The organism is Rhodococcus sp. H-CA8f (assembly GCF_002501585.1).
Lineage (GTDB): Bacteria > Actinomycetota > Actinomycetes > Mycobacteriales > Mycobacteriaceae > Rhodococcus_F > Rhodococcus_F erythropolis.
Genome location: NZ_CP023720.1, coordinates 3607459 through 3625208 on the forward strand (window position 1 = coordinate 3607459; position 17750 = coordinate 3625208).

The 17750-nt window shown below is 62.5% G+C and carries 18 protein-coding genes; 7 read left to right on the plus strand and 11 right to left on the minus strand.

What is annotated here, in order from left to right:
- Window positions 1–220 precede the first annotated feature (220 nt).
- Both CPI83_RS16740 and CPI83_RS16745 read left to right on the plus strand, forming a co-directional pair.
- Entirely contained in the window at window positions 221–670 is a 450-nt protein-coding gene (locus CPI83_RS16740) for a hypothetical protein (RefSeq protein ID WP_019748061.1), read from the plus strand.
- Window positions 667–1122, plus strand: coding sequence for a ferritin-like domain-containing protein (locus CPI83_RS16745; RefSeq protein WP_080945658.1), 456 nt, complete (start codon window positions 667–669; stop codon window positions 1120–1122). Before CPI83_RS16740 ends, CPI83_RS16745 begins: the two co-directional genes overlap by 4 nt.
- 55 nt (window positions 1123–1177) lie before the next feature.
- Here CPI83_RS16745 and CPI83_RS16750 read toward each other — a convergent pair whose 3' ends face one another.
- A complete protein-coding gene (locus CPI83_RS16750) occupies window positions 1178–2602 on the minus strand; it encodes an MFS transporter (protein ID WP_047888852.1) in 1425 nt (474 codons plus the stop codon).
- 84 nt (window positions 2603–2686) lie between these two features.
- On the opposite strand from CPI83_RS16750, the gene CPI83_RS16755 reads away from it, so the two are divergent.
- From CPI83_RS16755 to CPI83_RS16765, 3 genes are all read left to right on the plus strand, one after another.
- The gene (locus tag CPI83_RS16755) at window positions 2687–3322 is read left to right on the plus strand and encodes a helix-turn-helix domain-containing protein (RefSeq protein WP_020969397.1); all 636 of its coding nucleotides are present in this window, start codon (window positions 2687–2689) and stop codon (window positions 3320–3322) included.
- A 93-nt stretch (window positions 3323–3415) separates the two neighbouring features.
- Window positions 3416–3913, plus strand: a complete 498-nt coding sequence (locus CPI83_RS16760) for a nuclear transport factor 2 family protein (protein ID WP_097387459.1) — start codon at window positions 3416–3418, stop codon at window positions 3911–3913.
- Window positions 3910–4749, plus strand: a complete 840-nt coding sequence (locus tag CPI83_RS16765; RefSeq protein ID WP_070386732.1) for an SDR family NAD(P)-dependent oxidoreductase — start codon at window positions 3910–3912, stop codon at window positions 4747–4749. The genes CPI83_RS16760 and CPI83_RS16765 overlap by 4 nt, the downstream gene beginning before the upstream one ends.
- Here CPI83_RS16765 and CPI83_RS16770 read toward each other — a convergent pair.
- Window positions 4711–5667: a DMT family transporter gene (locus CPI83_RS16770; protein WP_097387460.1), complete on the minus strand. Its 957-nt coding sequence runs from the start codon at window positions 5665–5667 to the stop codon at window positions 4711–4713. The genes CPI83_RS16765 and CPI83_RS16770 overlap by 39 nt on opposite strands.
- A 91-nt stretch (window positions 5668–5758) precedes the next feature.
- A complete protein-coding gene (locus CPI83_RS16775; protein WP_097388199.1) occupies window positions 5759–7054 on the minus strand; it encodes an aromatic acid/H+ symport family MFS transporter in 1296 nt (431 codons plus the stop codon).
- 159 nt (window positions 7055–7213) lie between these two features.
- On the opposite strand from CPI83_RS16775, the gene CPI83_RS16780 reads away from it, so the two are divergent.
- Window positions 7214–7639, plus strand: a complete 426-nt coding sequence (locus CPI83_RS16780; RefSeq protein WP_097387461.1) for a pyridoxamine 5'-phosphate oxidase family protein — start codon at window positions 7214–7216, stop codon at window positions 7637–7639.
- Window positions 7640–7715: 76 nt separating this feature from the next.
- On the opposite strand, the gene CPI83_RS16785 is transcribed toward CPI83_RS16780, so the two are convergent.
- From CPI83_RS16785 to CPI83_RS16805, 5 genes are all read right to left on the minus strand, one after another.
- Entirely contained in the window at window positions 7716–8495 is a 780-nt protein-coding gene (locus CPI83_RS16785; protein WP_070386973.1) for a ketosteroid isomerase family protein, read from the minus strand.
- On the minus strand, window positions 8492–10222 hold the full coding sequence (locus tag CPI83_RS16790; protein ID WP_097387462.1) for an acyl-CoA dehydrogenase family protein: 1731 nt from the start codon (window positions 10220–10222) through the stop codon (window positions 8492–8494). The genes CPI83_RS16785 and CPI83_RS16790 overlap by 4 nt, the downstream gene beginning before the upstream one ends.
- Before the next feature lie 58 nt (window positions 10223–10280).
- The gene (locus CPI83_RS16795; protein ID WP_070386971.1) at window positions 10281–10940 is read right to left on the minus strand and encodes a rhomboid-like protein; all 660 of its coding nucleotides are present in this window, start codon (window positions 10938–10940) and stop codon (window positions 10281–10283) included.
- Between the two features lie 22 nt (window positions 10941–10962).
- Window positions 10963–11634 carry an O-methyltransferase gene (locus CPI83_RS16800; protein ID WP_041814959.1) on the minus strand — a complete coding sequence of 224 codons (672 nt, stop codon included), beginning with the start codon at window positions 11632–11634 and terminating at the stop codon, window positions 10963–10965.
- Between the two features lie 79 nt (window positions 11635–11713).
- Entirely contained in the window at window positions 11714–13459 is a 1746-nt protein-coding gene (locus CPI83_RS16805; RefSeq protein ID WP_020969391.1) for a proline--tRNA ligase, read from the minus strand.
- A 55-nt stretch (window positions 13460–13514) separates the two neighbouring features.
- On the opposite strand from CPI83_RS16805, the gene yaaA reads away from it, so the two are divergent.
- Window positions 13515–14258: a peroxide stress protein YaaA gene (gene yaaA, locus CPI83_RS16810; RefSeq protein WP_007735009.1), complete on the plus strand. Its 744-nt coding sequence runs from the start codon at window positions 13515–13517 to the stop codon at window positions 14256–14258.
- A gap of 12 nt (window positions 14259–14270) precedes the next feature.
- Here the strand turns inward: yaaA and CPI83_RS16815 are convergent, their stop codons facing one another.
- The 3 genes from CPI83_RS16815 to CPI83_RS16825 form a co-directional block, all read right to left on the minus strand.
- Complete coding sequence (locus CPI83_RS16815) at window positions 14271–15779, minus strand: YdiU family protein (protein WP_198586307.1); 1509 nt, start codon at window positions 15777–15779, stop codon at window positions 14271–14273.
- A 35-nt stretch (window positions 15780–15814) separates the two neighbouring features.
- Window positions 15815–16243: a CBS domain-containing protein gene (locus tag CPI83_RS16820; protein ID WP_007735005.1), complete on the minus strand. Its 429-nt coding sequence runs from the start codon at window positions 16241–16243 to the stop codon at window positions 15815–15817.
- An 80-nt stretch (window positions 16244–16323) separates the two neighbouring features.
- Window positions 16324–17724 carry an MFS transporter gene (locus tag CPI83_RS16825; protein ID WP_228118107.1) on the minus strand — a complete coding sequence of 467 codons (1401 nt, stop codon included), beginning with the start codon at window positions 17722–17724 and terminating at the stop codon, window positions 16324–16326.
- Window positions 17725–17750: the final 26 nt, after the last annotated feature.

Here is a 17750-nt window from a genome sequence, read left to right on the forward strand (position 1 = left end):
GTCGACGTGGGCGGCTGCGAGCATGAAAGGACACCAGGTGCCTCATGCTGCAAGCATCCAAGAGTACCGCTCATTACGCGTCTCCGTGACCAGAGTGCCCGACGCACGTCACACTTGAACACGTGCCGCGGATTCGAACGATCGGCCGACCACCTGGCACGATGGACTGGTGCTGACGCCCATGACTACTACCCCACTCTCCCGGCGGAGTGCGCTCAAGATGACGGGAACCGCAGCAGCGTTGGGCGCTGCAGCCTTCTCGTTGTCCGCCTGCACCGACAACGGCACAGCGGAGGCGGCTGCAGAAGTCGACCAGTTGACGGCCCAGGCCGAGCGAGCTCGCTCCGACGCGGCAGCCGCAACCGCCGCCATCGCTCTTGCGCCGGACAAGTCGGCATCACTGACCACGATCAGCGCCGAACGCACAGCGCATGCACTCGAACTCGACGCCGAGATTGCGCGAGCAGCAGGCGGCGGCGCTACGACCACTGCGCCCCCGTCGACCTCGGTCGCAAACGCTCCGACGGGCGTTGACACCTTGAGGACCTCGCTTAACGATTCGGCGCGCAGTGCCGCGGATCTCGCTCGCACGATGTCCGGCTATCGCGCGGGCTTGCTCGGTTCGATCAGCGCGTCGTGCTCGACCCAGGTTGCGGTGTTGCTTCCATGATCACTTCGCACACCCGTCGAACCGAGAGTTCTGCCTTGCTGACCGCAATCGAATCAGAGAATGCCGCGATCTTCGCTTACGGAGTGGTTGCCGCGTTTTCGAATCCTGCCCGTGTCAACGAAGTTGCCACACATACAGCCGCGCACCGCGCGCGACGTGATGCGCTGGTTGCCCTGTCGACCGACGCGGGCGAGACCCCGCCGACAGCCGCGGCAGCCTACGAGATCCCGTTCCCGGTGACGGACGCCGTTACCGCGGCACAACTGGCAGCACAGATCGAATCCGACACCGCCGTGACCTACCGGGCATTCGTCGAACAGGTCGATACCGACCAACTCCGCACGTTCGGAATCGACGGCCTGACCGATGCGGCAATCCGCGGCGCCGGATGGCGGTCCGCGCTGGGAACCGCTCCGTCCACATCAGCGTTCCCAGGGGACCCGGCTTCGTAAACTGCTGTGCGCCTTTATTAACCGCCGGCGGTTAATAAAGGCGCACAGCAGTGGCTCAGGCCTTGCGATGTGAGGGCACGAACCAAGCCGCAACCACGGCCACCAATACGAAGCAACCGCCGACGCGCAGTGCAGGTGTCAGCGCATCTCCGTAACCGAGTGGCGTGAGCGCACCCCCGGCCGCAAGGAAGACTGCGGTAAGAACCGCGATTCCCAGCGCAACACCGATCTCGCGAAGCGTCGAGTTGGTCGAACTGGCCGTTCCGTGATCAGGCTCATCCATGTCGACGAGGACAGCGGTGGAACTCGGCGCGAAGGTCAGGCCCATGCCGATGCCCGCCATCAGTAGCGCCGGAACCAGCGAACCGTACGTCACGTCGGGACCGATCAACGCGGCCAACCAGAACAATGCTCCGGCCTGGAGCAGCAGACCGGTCAGCAGAAGTGAACGGAGCCCGACCTTCGGCGCCAGAAAACCGGCGAGAGGAGCGAAGATCATCGGCGCCGCCGTCCACGGAAGCGTCCGCAGGCCTGCTTGGAACGGGCTGTAGCCCATCACGATCTGGAGGTACTGCGACAGCAGGAACACCGCTCCGAAGATCCCGATCGAGAAGGTCAAGCCGATGACGTTCGCCATCGAGAAGCTGCGTGAACGGAACAGACGTAGGGGCATGACCGGATGTGACGTCTTCATCTCGCGAAGAACGAACAGCGCCAACGCGACTGCGGAACCGACCAACGACGCAACCACTCCAAGCGATCCCCAGCCGTCGTCGTTGCCGTGAACGATCCCCCACACCGCCAGAAACACACCGAGTCCGGCGAGTGCGACACCGGGAAGGTCGAGAGGTTGTGTGCGACCGGTCGATTCACGCAACGCATACAACGCGAGAGGAACGGCAACGATCGCAACCGGCACGTTGATCCAGAAGATTCCCTGCCACGAGAACCCGTCGACTACCGCTCCACCGACCACGGGACCCATCGCGATTCCCAGTCCGGAGACGCCACCCCAGACACCGATTGCCATGGCGCGCTTGGCTTCCGGTACCGCTGCGACGAGGAGGGTCAGCGAGAGCGGCATGATCGCGGCTGCGCCCGCGCCTTGAAATGCCCGGGCCGCAATCAGCAGGCCGGGAGTTGTCGACAGCGCCGAAGCGATCGATGCAGCCGTGAACAGCCCGATTCCGAACACGAACATCCGGCGGCGTCCCCACCGATCGCCGAGCGTCGTCGCCGAAAGCATCAGCGTCGCAAAGCAGAGCGTGTACGCATTCATGAACCATTGGAGCTGCCCGACGGACGCGTTCAGTTCCTTCTCGATCACCGGCAGCGCGCTCGTCATCACGAGGTTGTCGAGGGTAGCCATGAACATGGGCAGAGAAGCAGCAACCATCGCTATCGCGATCGGAACCTTACGTCCTCCACTGTTTTCCGACCCGGATGCGGCGTCCGATCCGGACTTCGTCAAAACGGTCATCGTGATTCCTCGATGTGAAGGTGCCTTAAGGCATCGATTGATTACTTAAGTCGAAACTAAGCTATCCGGTGATAACGTGTCAATATGTCGATCGGTGCAGCTGAACCACGTACCCGCAGGATGAGCGCACCGGAACGTCGCGCACTGGTCCTTGCCGCGGCAACGCGGGCATTTGCAAAGGGCGGATACTCCGGCACCAGCACGGACGCCGTCGCCAAGGAAGCCGGCGTCTCGCAGCCCTACGTCGTGCGCATGTTCGGAACCAAGGCAGATTTGTTCCACGCGGTGTTCACGCGTGCGCTCGACGAAATCGTCCGCACCTTCAACGACAAATTGGACACCGTCACAATCGATCCGAGCAATCCGCAGTTCTGGGCCGAACTCGGATCCGCCTACGGCGAGCTGGTCCTCGATCGAGATCTGCTGCTCGTCATGTTGCACGGCTTCGCAACCAGCACCGACGACGTCGCCGCCGTGTCCCGGACCGCCATGTCCGGCATCTACACCTTGCTGCGCGAGCGCACCGGTTGCACGCCCGAGCAAGCCCGCTTGTTCATCGCGAACGGCATGCTGATCAACAATCTGCTCGCAATGATGGCACCCGAACACGCCGAAGAAGATCCGGCCCTCGGCGAACTCTGGGGCAGCGTCTTCAGCGACTCGACTGCAATCACTCTCACCGGCGACGAATCCTCGAGCGAAACCGACACCGTTTCCTGACCGGTCACTGGGAAAAACTACACACATGTGACTGAGGACACCCTACAGTCGATCCGACATGTCTCCGGGAAACCCAGACGAAAAGGACCGACGGTGGATCTCGCACAACGCCTCGACGCGCTCGAACAGATCGAGGAAATCAAGAAGCTCAAACATGGCTACTGGCGAGCATGTGACGCCAAGGATCCGGTTCGGTTCCGCAGCAGCTTCATCCGTTCAGGAGCGTCGATCGACTACGGCCGTCTCGGCGCGTTCGACGACGCCGGGCCGATGGCGGACATCTTCGAGAAGATCGCTCTTCGCAAGGTCGACGGCCGGTACGCGGTACTCGACATGCATCACGGATTGCATCCCGACATCACACTGACCTCGGAGACGGCGGCGGTGGGGCGATGGACCCTGCAGTTCCGCCAGGTCGACACTGTCGGACGCACCGAGAAGTTGATGACCGGCGAATACGACGACAAATACGTGATCGAGGACGGTGTGTGGAAAATGAGTCAATGCCACTTCACGGAGACGTGGTCGATCACCACTCCCCTGTCCCCCGACACTGATATCGCCGAGGGTTCGTTGGGAGGTCCCCGATGACCACGTCGACAAACGGCAAAGTAGCGCTCGTGACCGGCGCGAGTAGGAGCGTCGGTAAAGGCATTGCACTCGCACTGGGAAGCGACGGCTGGACGGTGTACGTGACGGCGCGAGGAACCGTCGGCGCCGACGGCCCACTCGATCGCACCGCGGCGGAGATCACCGAGCGCGGCGGTCACGGCATTGCCGTGCAGTGCGATCACGCCGACGATCAAAAGATCGTCGACCTGTTTGCACGCATCGCCGAGGAACAGTCAGGCCGCCTCGATCTTCTGGTCAACAACGTCTGGGCCAACCCGGCGGGCTATGCCGGCTTCGCCGATCCGTTCTGGAAGAGGCCGATCGACGATTGGGATTCGCTGATCGGAATCGGACTGCGCGCCCACTACGTTGCTTCGGTAGAAGCGGCGAAGTTGATGGTCCCCCGGGGCAGTGGAGTGATCGGCAATATCTCGTCATTCGGCACCCGCGGGTACCTGCACTCTGTCCTGTACGGGATGTCGAAGGCAGGTTTGGACAAGATGGCCGCCGACATGGCTGTCGAATTGAAGGGAACCGGCGTCACCGCACTTTCCTTCTGGCTCGGGTTGATCCGCAACGAGCGGATGGAGGCGAGTGGGATCGAGAGCTTCGAAGGCTTCTCACTGGCCGAGGCCGAAACCCCGGAATTCGTCGGCCAGGTCATCACTGCATTGGCCAACGATCCAGAAGTGAACGCGCGCAGCGGTCACACACTGATCACCGCCGAGACGGCCGTCGAGTACGGAATCACCGACGCCAACGGGAAACAACCTGCGTCACACCGCAGTGCCTTCGGTGGCGGCCCGCTTTTCTGAATCATCGGTGGCAGTGGTCGCGTCGCGTGCCGGCACAGCACGCGGCGCTGACACTCGCGCCTTCAGGGCAAGCCAGGCACACCCGATGACGACGACGCCGCCGGCCACGATCGAGGGTGACAACGCCTCACCGAGTATCAGCGCCGACCAGGCAATGCTGAGCACCGGTTGAACCAACTGTGTTTGGCTCACAGTGGAAATGGGACCGATCGCCAGACCCCGGTACCAGGGAAAGAACCCGAGAAACATACTCACGCATCCCAGGTAGGCAAACGAAAGCCACGAATTCACATCGGCAGAAACCGGAGCCTGGGCCATGGACGCCACCGTCAACGCAATCGTGACCGGCAGTCCGAGAATCAATGCCCAGGCAATCGTCTGCCACGACCCGATCTCGCGGGCCAGCAACGCACCTTCCGAATATGCCAGCGCTGCACACACAACCGCGGCGAACAGAAGAAGATCAGCGAGATGAAACGAGCCGAGTCCGCCGTTTGCGACGGCCACGAACCCTACGACCGATACCGCGCCGGCGGCGCTTGCCCACCAGAATCCCTTACTGGGACGCTCTTTTCCTCGGACGACGGCAAATACCGCGGTCGCAGCGGGAAGTAGTCCGATCACGACTGCCGCGTGACTCGCCGGCGATGTCTGCAACGCAAACGTGGTGAACAGTGAAAACCCCAGTACCGCGCCAACGGTCACGAGTGCGATGCGAAACCACTGCCGAAGCGTCGGAAGCGTCGCGCGAGTAACCGACAGCATCACAATCGCAAGGGCCCCGGCAACGACGGCGCGGCCCGCGCCGACGAACAGGGGGTCGAGATCCGCGACGGCGACCCTCGTGAGCGGAACGGTGAACGAGAACGCCAGAACACCGAGCAAGCCCCACCACAAACCGGATCGAGACGATGGCATCGGTAGCGGTGCCCGTGACGTGACGATAGCGCTACTCTTCATACTCATATTCAACGATAGCAGTAGCGCACCAACCTGCGAAACTGGTATTTCAGGTGCGAACCCGTGTGCAGGAGATCGAAATTGCACCGAGCAGTCCGACGAGCGCGAAAGCGTAGAAGCCCCACGGCACGGCGTAACCCGCACCCAGGAGAACTCCGCCCAGAATCGGGCCACAGATCGCACCGACCCGGCCGACACCCGCCGACCATCCGAGCGCTGTCGCGCGAATCTGCGGTGGGTGATTGGCGCTCGTGAAGGCGTAGACCAGTACCTGTGCACTGAAAACGAAGCATCCGGCGAGGAAGACCATCACGTAGATTCCGAACGACACCTTCACACTCAGAAGCGCCAGGAACAACGCTGCTCCCGTGAACCACACGATTGCTGCGGTACGCGGGCCGATCTTGTTCGCGACGCCCCCGGCGATCAACAGCCCGACGACGGCTCCGGCATTGAGGATCAGAAGGAACGTCAACGAGGCTCCGAGGTTGTAACCGGCCTCGCGCATGATCGTCGGAAGCCACGTGTTCAATCCGTAGACGAGCAGCAAGCCCATGAAACTGGTGATCCAGATGGCGATGCTGTTACGCAGGAACTTCGAAGAGAACAGTGCGCGAATGGGATTGGCGGCTTCGGCACGCCCAGCTTCGGACGTAGGCGCAGCCTCGAGCTCGACACCGTAACGGGCAGCGATTTCCTCGGCCTCGGCACGCTTTCCGTGAGCGAGAAGGTACGACGGGGATTCCGGCAGATACCGCAGCATGAGTGGAATCAGGACGACGGCAGGAAGTGCGCCGACAACGAACATCGCTCGCCAACCGAAAGGTTCGATCACGACGAGCGCCAGCGCGGCGGTGGCAACGGCGCCGACGTGATAGCCGGTCATCAGCATGGTCGACGCAGATCCACCGCCTTGTTTCTTCGAGAATTCGTTGACCAGAGCCAATGCCGTCGGAAGGGCGCCACCCAGTCCCACCCCGGCGAGGAAGCGCAGCAGACCGAAGATGAACGGATTGGGCGCAATTGCGCACAACAGAGTCAGAATCGAGAATGCGGCAACGGCGTACAGCAGCGCGCGGCGTCGACCGATGACGTCAGTGAGAGTGCCGATGACGAGGGCTCCGATGGTCATGCCGATGAGCCCGAAGGTCGAGATCATCGTGATCGTGCCGGTACTCAATCCCCACGCGTCGTAGTCGAGAAGTGAAGGAATGACCGCGCCGAGTACGACCAGATCGAATCCGTCCAGAAGCACAGCTATCCAACACAACGGTGCTACCCACATTGCGGCACGCGCCCCAGGCGAACCGGTGATTGAACTCGATTGCGTATGCGGTGCGGTCATCGGATCCTCGACATTCACTGCTTGTGGGCGTTCGCTACCGGTTCAGATCCAGTAGTCCAGATCGAGATCTGTTCGCATTGCGAACGCATGTTCATAATGAGCACATCGATTGTGTACGGAGTCACAACGCCATGTCAAACGTCGCGGTAATCTCGAGGAATGGCACTCTCCGAAAATGAGCGTGAACAGTTCCTGGCCGAACCCCACATCGGGGCGCTGTCCGTAGCGGACGGCACCGAACGCGGTCCGTTGACCGTCCCGATCTGGTACCTGTACTCGCCCGGTGGCAAACCATGGATCCTCACCGGCAAGGATTCACGAAAGGCTCGACTCATCGAGTCGGCCGGGCATTTCTCGTTGATGGCCGAAAGGCTCGATCCGACAATCCGTTACGTCAGCGTCAGCGGATCCGTCGACAAGATCGTTCCGGGCACCGACGAGATGCTGGTCGAAGTCTCGCGGCGATACCTGACCCCGGACAAGGTCGACGGATATCTCGAATTCGCGCGATCGCAGTTGGGCGAGCAGGTAGGGATCTACATGAATCCGCAGCACTGGCTGTCTGCGGATCTCGGGGCGATCTGACACTTCACCGAAAAGCGAAGGCTCGGCGCGCCGGAGTGGCGCGCCGAGCCTGACCTGCATTCGAGTGTTCTCGGTATCAGCTCTCGGTGAAGAAGCGCACCCGATTGAGGCGATGACCGCTCGCCTCGAAGCCGAACAGGGCGATGGCCGGTTCCCCGCACACGATTACGCTCGCCGTCACAGTTCGACCGGCAACCAGCATCTTGCTCTTCGTCACGCCGGTGAGCAGAGCGTTGACGTCGGCTTTGGACAACTGCGTTCCCGCCGGAAGCTCGACGGGTACCGGCGGCGTTCGACCGACAGCGGCCGCATCGAGGAACCGCGAAGCCGCCTTCTTGCCTTTGTCTCCGACTCCGAAGATGCCGCGCGAGAATCCGAGCGCTCCGCCGATCCCCTGGTTCGAGAGCAGCTGCGGGGTCAACTTCGCGGCAGCCTTCACCCCGGCAACGCCGGCGGTAGCGAGCTGGCTCAGCATCGTTGCCAATTCCCAATGCGCATAGAGGGTTCCGATCCGCAAGGAATCGGGCTCCCCCACCAAGTCGTAGCGCAAATGCATCGGCACGTCGAGGACGACTCCGGTCGACATCTCGGTAGCGAGGCTCAGATCGCGCCACACTGTGCGGCCGCACACGATATCGCGCTCGACGTGGAAGGTGATCGAATTGGGGGCGATGAACGTGTCGTAAAAACTCTCGATCGCCGCCTGCCCGTTATGCGGACGTGAACCTACAGGGTCGTTGATCTGGCCCTCTTCGGCAAACAGCGCAACCCAGGTCGAGCGATCATGCGCGCCGACGGCTTTCGGGGATCCCTCCACGACGGCCATCAACTGCTCACGTACCACCGGCGCGGTCATGCGCGCATCTCGTATGCACCGTCGTACGCCTTGACCTGCTGCCACACCCGGTCGAAGCGTTCACTGTCCACAACAGGCTTCCGCACTGCGGCCAAGGCCCACTTCTGCTGCTCCGGCGTCGACGACGGCTTTCCGTGCAGTGCGATCGCGTATCCCGAGAAGTCGCGAATCTGGAAGTCGAAGATCTGATCGACAACGTCGGCGTCGAGTCCGCTGATCTCGGCCTGCTCGAGAATCAGATGACCGTAGACGACGAGGGAGAACAGGTGCCCGACATTGAGCATGAAATCGAGATCCTTCTGCTGCTGCGCGTCCGGCGCTGCGGCAGTGAGCAATTCGGTGAGTGCGATCGCCTGCTCGTAGAAACGAGCGACGTTCGGGATCGAAGAGTGCTTCTCGTAGACGGGCTTCCACTCGTGGAACTGGATCTTCGCAGCGCCGCGGGTCGGTCCCTGATTCCAGAAGAACTCGTCGTCGGCTGCGTCGTCGCGCGTGACGATCTCCGGGAACGCCGCGGGGTTGAACAGGTAGTTCGGCAAGAACTTGAGGATCAGGCCGACGTTGACGTGGACGGTGCCCTCGAGCTTGGGCAGCGTGCCGATCATCTGCGCTGCTTCACGGAAGTACGTGGACTTCTCGTACCCCTTTGCCGCGATCACGTCGTGCAGCAACCCGACGACCTTTTCACCTTCCGAGGTGACCTTGGCCTTGGTCATGGGATTGAACAGCAGGTAGCGACGGTCTTCGAGGCTGGCGCTGCGGAAGTAGTCGACCGCCCGCGCGCTGAACTGTTTCATCGCGATCAGACGTGAGTACGCGTCGACGAAGGCGGCGCGTACATGGGCGAAGTCGGTGACCGGATTACCGTAGAGAATTCGATTCTGCGCGTGAGTGATTGCTTCGAAGAACGCATGTTCGGTGATCCCGATGGAGCCGGTGCACAGGTTGAACTTTCCGACGTTGACCGTGTTGAGCGCGGCCTCGAATGCGGCGACGCCGGTGTGCAGAATGTCTTCCTCGCGCACCGGGTAGTCGTCGAGGCGGAAATTGCTGACGTACATTTGCCCGCGCAGGACATTGTCCACAAGCTGATAGTTCGGATGTGCACTGTCGGCGACGAAGAACACGTAGCCTTCGGGACCCTCGACGTCGGTACGACGCCCGAACACAGACACCATTCCGGCTACGTTGCCGTTTCCGATGTAGTACTTCTCGCCGCTCGCGCGGAAGGCGACGTCGCCGGCGGTGGGAGTGAGAAGCATGTCAGTGGAGTACACGTCGGCGCCGTGGTCGCGCTCGGAGAGGCCGAACGCCATGACGCCACCGTCGGCAAGTTCCTGCGCTGCACGCTTCTTCGCTGCGTCGTTGTCACTCATCCAGATCGGTCCGAGTCCGAGGATCGTGACCTGCCAGGCGTACCAGTACGCCAGCCCGTAAAAACCGAAGATCTCACTCAAGGCCGCGTTGCGGGCACCGTCCCAACGACGGTTCTCGTCACCGCCGGCGAATGCCGCCGGAGTCTGGAACGTCGCGAACAACTTCTCCTTGCCGACGAACTCGAGAAAGTCGGAGACCCACACGGCGTCGAGGTCGTCCTGAAGCAGTTGCTTCTTGCCGCGGCTCTCGAACCATTCGATGGTGGCTCGCAGCAAACGGCGGGTCTCCGGATCGAACTGAGCGGGGTCGTAAGTATGGGGGTTGAAGAGCAATCCATCGGTGCCAGACACGTCATTACCTTTCGTCGATGACGCTAAACTACCAGCGGGTAACTTTCCGCGGTGCGATTCATGGAAGACCTGCGATTCTTCGCGAATGCCACAGGTCCATCGGATTCCACGTGCCCGCCCGAGCACGCGTGATCGGATAGCACGCCAATCCCAGCAACAACGCAGACATGTGGCCGATGGCGGTGAAATTGGTGGCGAAAATCAGAGGTACACCGTAGAAGACCAGCAGCCCCGCGAGATAGACGTATCGCCACGGATCGACGATGCGGTACACCAGAATCCCCATGATGCCGGCCAGACCGTAGCTCACTCCCACGTCGAGAGTGTTGACCGCCGACTCCGCCACGTATCCGTGCCGAATACCTTCGTACAGAACACCTTCGCTGATGTACGTGGCTCCGACGTGGGCGATGACGACAACACACAGCCACCGCCACGTCCCGAGCCAACGCTCAGCCGTTGCATGAAAGATGGTGAAGAGAACCAGGTATCCCAACCAACCGCCACCTTCGAGCCAGAAGGCACTCGAGAACAGGACTCGTAGCGGGTCTTCGGCCAGGTGATGCAGATTGGTCGAGCGCTTGCCGAGAAAACGCTCCTCGACATTGTCAGGCAGATGCCGCAGGAACAGTGTGGTGAACAGCAGGGCAAGCAACCAGACGTAGGTACCGGGAGCACTGCGCACCCATCGCCATGCCGCCTTTGCTGCCCCCAGCATCCTCACCGCTTCGAGTCTGCGCTCACTCGTTCACTACTGCAACGGCAAACCCGTCCCATCCCTTCGAACCCACGGTTTGAATGGCGGTGCCGTCGAGTTTCGGCTCGGCCGCGATCATCTCCAACACCGCTCGGCTCGCTTTGACGCGCTCGTCGTCGATATCCGGGTTGGACACATGTCCCCCACGCACCACGTTGTCCACGATGATGACGGTTCCGGGATGCGAAAGGGCCAACGCCCACCGCACGTACTCGGTGTTGTTCTCCTTGTCGGCGTCGATGAAGACCAAGTCGAAAGGTCCCAACTCTTCCTTCGCGATCGACGGGAGGCTGTCGAGCGCAGCCCCGACGCGGATGTCGACACGGTCAGCCAAGCCGGCGCGCTCGATATTCGCCCGAGCGACATCCGCATGGGTGGGATCGAATTCCAGCGTGATGACTTGGCCCGAGGGGCCGACCGCGCGAGCGAGCCAGATCGTGCTGTATCCGCCGAGCGTTCCGATCTCGAGGACATTGCGCGCCAAGCACATTCGCGCCAGAAGGTTGAGGAGCTTGCCCTGGTTCGGCGCCACGTCGATCGGAGGGAGGCCGGCCTCGGAGTTGGCGGCGAGTGCCGCGTCGAGAACCGGATCTTCACCTACCAACGTGGAGACAAGGTAACCGTCGACTTCTGCCCAATCCGGTTCGCGTTCCATAGCCACGATTGTGGCAGAAAAGAAGGGCCGCCGCAGACACCTCGGAAGGTGGCTGCGGCGGCCCAGACGACTATTCGAATCAGCCGCGAACTGCGCTGATGATCTCCTCGATCGCCGAGTCGGCGTCGATCTCACGGCTCTCGCCGGTGAAGCGGTCGCGAATCTCGACCTTGCCGTCGGCCCAACCACGGCCGACGACAACGATCAGCGGAACGCCGATCAGCTCGGAGTCCTTGAACTTCACGCCCGGCGATGCCTTGCGGTCGTCGAGGATTACTTCGAGTCCGGCACGGTCGAGTTGCGCGGCGAGGCCTTCGGCGCCTTCGCGTGCAGTCTCGTCCTTGTTCGCGATGACGAGGTAGACGTCGGCCGGTGAAACTTCGGCAGGCCAGCGCAGACCCTTCTCGTCATGGTGCTGCTCGGCAATGACGGCCACCAGACGCGAGACGCCGACGCCGTACGAACCCATGGTCGGGCGGACGGGCTTGCCGTTCTCGGCGAGGACGTCGACGGTGAAGACGTCGGTGTACTTGCGGCCGAGCTGGAAGACGTGCCCGATCTCGATACCGCGAGCCGAGACCAGCGTGCCGGCTCCGTCGGGAGAGGCGTCGCCGTCACGAACCTCGGCGGCTTCGATGGTTCCGTCAGGGGTGAAGTCGCGACCGGCAACGAGGCCGACCACGTGCTTGCCGTCTTCGTCGGCGCCGGTGATCCAGCTGGTGCCGTCGACGACGCGCGGGTCGACAAGGTAGCGAACACCGTTGGCCTGCAGAGCCTTCGGGCCGATGTAACCCTTGGCCAGGAACGGGTTGTTCTTGAAGTCGGTCTCGGTGATCATCACGAACTCGGCCGGCTCCAGTGAAGCTTCGAGGCGCTTTTCGTCGACCTCACGGTCGCCGGGGATGCCGATACCGAGCAGTTCCCACTCGCCGCCGGGCAGGCGGGTCTTGACCATGATGTTCTTGAGAGTGTCGGCGGCGGTGATGGTGCGGCCGAGGTCGGCACCGTTCGCCCAGTCCACGAGGGTGTCGATGGTGGGTGTGTTCGCGGTGTCGTACACCTTCGCTTCGGGTAGCCCGTCGAACGGAATCGAGTCGGGAACAACAGTCTTGACGGCCTCGACGTTGGCGGCGTAGCCGGATTCGAGGCAGCGCACGTACGTGTCTTCGCCGATCTCGCTCTCGGCAAGGAACTCCTCGGACGCGCTGCCGCCCATCGCACCGGAGGTCGCCGAGACGATGACGTATTTGACGCCCAGACGCGTGAAGATCTTCTCGTAGGCACCGCGGTGCGCCTGGTACGACTCCGTCAGGCCTTCGTCGCTGAGGTCGAAGGAGTACGAATCCTTCATGAGGAACTCGCGACCACGCAGAATGCCCGCACGCGGACGCTCTTCGTCGCGGTACTTGGTCTGCACCTGGTACAGGGTGACCGGGAAGTCCTTGTACGAGTTGTACTCACCCTTGACCGTCAGAGCAAAGAGCTCCTCGTGGGTCGGGCCGAGCATGTAGTCGTTGCCCTTGCGGTCCTTGAGGCGGAACAGGTTGGGGCCGTACTCGGTCCAGCGGTTCGACGCCTCGTACGGATCGCGCGGGAGCAGAGCAGGCAGCAGAATTTCCTGCCCACCAATGGCATTCATTTCTTCGCGGACAACACGCTCAACCTCGCGCAGCACCCGCAATCCCAGCGGCAACCACGAGTAGACGCCTGGAGCGATACGACGCACGTAGCCGGCACGAACCAGCAATTTGTGGCTGGCAACTTCGGCGTCCGAGGGATCGTCACGCAGGGTACGCAGGAACAGGTGGGACAGACGGGTAATCACGAGGTGTAAGGATAGTCGCCGCAGTCGGCCGAGCGGGCCTCGGTACGGTTACAGCGTGCTTGTACTGCTGCCTCCCTCAGAAACCAAGTCCGACGGCGGCAAGGATGCGCCCCTCGATCTGGCCGAACTGTCGATGCCACAGTTGACCGAAACGCGCGAATTGCTGGTTCAGACGCTGGTCGATCTGGCCGCTGACGTCGAGGCGTCGTGCGAAGCGCTCGGGCTCGGTCCGACGCAAGCAGACGAAGTGGAACGCAACGCCAAGCTGTGGGTGTCCGCGACGCGGCCCGCACTGCAGCGCTACACCGGGGTGCTCTTCGACGCCCTCGACGCCAAGTCGTTCACCCGCGCCCAGAAGGCCAAGGCTCTCGATCGGATCGCGATCGGCTCCGCTCTGTTCGGTGCAGTCCGTGCGGGAGATCTGATCCCCGCCTACCGCCTTTCCGGCGGGTCCAAGCTGCCCGGGATGGGCACGCTCCGCTCACTGTGGAAGCCGGAGTTGCCGAAGGCCTTGGCGGCCGAAGCCGACGGCCTTGTCATCGATCTACGGTCCGGCACCTACCAAGACCTCGGACCGGTTCCGGACGCACTGATCGCAACGGTCCTCACCGAGAAGCCGGACGGCACCCGCACTGTCGTCAGTCACTTCAACAAGCACCACAAAGGTCTGCTCGCCCGTGCGCTGGTGGTCTCGCGTGCCGAACCGACCGACATCAAGGGTGTTGCGCGGGTGGCGTCGAAGGCGGGCTTGCGCGTCGAAATCGCGTCGGAGCGTGAATTGATCATCCTGACGGATTGATGGCTTCATCTGTCAAGTGCCACAGAAGGTTTGGAATGTTTCGCTGAAAGACTGCGGAGCCGCCTCGGTGTAGTCAGCCCACTCGTCGCGTCGGTCGAATGGATGCGTGACCACCTCCAGCAGCTTCTCGAAGGGAGCGAGGTCGCCGTCGGTCGCGGCGCGCAGGGCAGCGTCGAGCCGATGATTACGCGGAATGTACAGGGGGTTGACGCGATCCATCGCGCTCGCGGTCTCCGCGGCCCCGTGTCCGTTTTCCGTCAGGGCACCGTGCCACCGCTGCAACCAGGGCGCGATGTGCTCCCGTGGCACGAGGTTGTCGAGAGGCACCGAATTTCCGCGCAATTCGTCGGCGAGAGCACGGAAACTGCCCGTCCAATCAGCACCGTGTTCCGCCAACAACGTCAGCAGATCGTCGACGAGCGCCCGATCGACAAACGGCTGGGCCAGACCGAGCTTTGCCGCGAGACCGGCCGCGTGGTGACCCTCGTAGCGCTCGTCGAAGGTCTCGAGAACTGCTGACGCCGCGGAAATTGCTTCGTCGGGTGTGGAATCGATCAGTGGCAACAGTGTTTCTGCCAAGCGCGCCAGGTTCCACTTCAGTACAGCGGGCTGATTGCCGAATGCATAGCGCCCCCCGTGGTCGATCGAGCTGAACACTGCCGCCGGATCGAACGCGTCGAGGAAGGCGCACGGACCGTAATCGATGGTCTCCCCCGAAATTGTCGTGTTGTCGGTGTTCATGACCCCGTGCACGAAACCGATGAGCATCCACCTCGCCACCAGTGATGCCTGCGCCTCAACCACCGCCTCGAGGAACTTCAGGTAGCGATTGTGTGTACCCGTTGCCGGAAGTTCGGTCAGCTCCGGGTAGTGCCGGGCAATCGCGTAATCAGTGAGCGGCTGCAATACCTCGCCCTGCCGGGCCGCGAACTCGAAGGTCCCAACGCGTAGGTGACTCGACGCGATCCGTGCAAGCACGGCACCGGGTTCTGCGCCGTTGCGGCGAACGTCTCGGCCCGTCGCCACCACCGACAGCGCGCGCGTAGTGGGGACACCGAGGGCATTCATCGCCTCACTGACGAGATATTCGCGCAGCATCGGCCCTACGACCGCATACCCGTCGCCGCCCCGAGAGAACGGCGTGCGCCCGGAGCCCTTCAGATGCAAGTCCACTCGCTGCCCGGCGCTGCTGACGAGTTCGCCGAGTAACAAAGCCCGACCGTCCCCGAGAATTGGTGCGTACCCACCGAACTGATGACCCGCATATGCCATCGCCACCGGTGTGGCCCCGACCGGCACCGTCGAACCGGACAGGACGCAGATCCCGTCCACACTTCGCAGCGCTGCTACGTCCAATCTCAACGACGCAGCCAGCTGCTCGTTCAGCACGAGCAACTGCGGGTCGGGCGCGGCAGCACCTTGCCACGGCACCGTCAGAGCGCCGAGTTCGTCGGCGAAGGTGCTCTCGAGGCCGGCCACGATGGTGACCGTGCCTGCTGTGGATTCCTGGAATGCGGCCATCACACGAGAGTAGTCACCGTGCGACAACCTATCGATCAGCCCTGATCGATGTACGACTCGAGCTGATCGCGTTCGCTCTTGAGCTCGTCGATGCGGCTCTTCACCACGTCACCGATACTGACGATGCCGAGGAGGTTGCCGTCCTCGATCACCGGCAGATGTCGGATTCGACGCTCGGTCATGATCGCGGCAATGCTGTCCACCGCGTCTGCCGGAACGCACGTGTACATCAGAGCGGTCATGACCTCGGAAACCTGGATCCCGAGAAGGTCCGGGCCACGCTCGTGCAGGCGTCGAACGACATCGCGTTCGGAGATGATGCCGACCACCGCGTCGTCGTCGACCACCACCATGGCTCCGATGTTGTGGCGGGCAAGATCGCACAGCAACCCGTTGACCGTCGTATGGGCGTCGATCGTGACGATGCTGTTGCCCTTGTTTCGCAATATGTCCGCGATCCGCATCACGGCACCCCGATTCGTCGAGACTCTCGGCACGTCCTGCAACGATCGTATCGGCTAGCGAAGCGGAAAAACAGGACTGATCAGGCGATTCCCTGAGCAGCCTTCTCCGCAGCCTGAGCCTGGGCTACCTGAGAAGGTGTGAACCTGATGCACAGCGCCGCGATACCGGCGAACACCGCGCAGACCGCGCAGCCCACGAGTGCGAAGGTGTATCCCTCTCCGAGTGCGATCAATTGCGCCGGATTCATGTCCGCTGCCTTGCCCGAAGTGCCGCCGAGCGAGAGCGTCTTCGACGTCGCCATCGCACCGATCACCGACAGCGCCAGTGGCCCACCGAGCGTCTGGGCAACCTGAGCGATGGCCGTCAGCGGGCCGATCTCGGTCTCCGGCACACCGGCGATCGCGCACAGTGGCAAGGGCACCATCGCGAGGCCGATACCGAATCCGATCCCGATCACGGGCACGAACAAGTTGGCCAGGTAGGTGGAATCGGAATCGAGAGTAGATCCGTAGAGGAGTCCGACGATCATGATCACGACGCCGGTGAGGACCAGCCAACGGGGTTGAACCTTCACGGCGAGCTTGGAAGCAACCGACGCGGCGGCGCCCAATCCGAACGCGAACGGAATGAACGCGATACCGGCACGCAACGGCGAATACTGCATGATGTCTTGCACGAACAGTGCGACGAAGGCCGTCATGCTGAACATCGCGCCACCGACGAAGAAGATGGCGAGGAACGTCGCGACACGGTTGCGATCGGCGAACAACGAGAAGGGCAAGAGCGGGTTGTCCGCAGTTCGCTCGACGAAGAGGAAGGCAGCGAGGGCGACCAGTCCGGCCGCCAATGCACCGATGACGGCGATACTCCCCCATCCCATTTCCGGGCCTTCGGTGAGAGCAAAAACAACACCGGTACAACCGAGGGTCGCGAGGATCGCGCCGGGGACATCCAAAGCCAGACGCGTCTGATTCGTCTCGCGAAGGGCGCGGAACGCCATGCCGACGAGCGCGATCCCGATCGGGACGTTGATGAGGAAGATCAGTCGCCATGACACCTCGGTCAATGCGCCGCCGATGATCAGACCGGCGATCGATCCGACGCCCGTCATGGCGGCAAAAATCGCGATGGCCTGATTACGAGCCGGACCCGCGGCGAAAGTCGTGGCAACAAGGGCGAAGGCGGTGGGCGACGCCACGGCTGCGCCGACACCTTGAAGCGCCCGCGCCGCGATCAACATGCCCTCGTTCAGGGCGAGACCACAGAGCAACGACGCCACCGTGAACAGCGAGACTCCCGCGATGAACATCTTCTTGCGCCCGTACGCGTCACCGAGGCGACCACCGAGGAGCATGAGCCCACCGAACGCAAGCGCGTACGAGGTCAACACCCAATTACGACCACTGTCGCTCAGCCCGAGGTCTGCCTGCAATGGCGCCAGCGCGAGGTTCGCGACGGTGCCGTCGAGCACCACCATCATCTGCAAACCACTCAGGACGATGATGG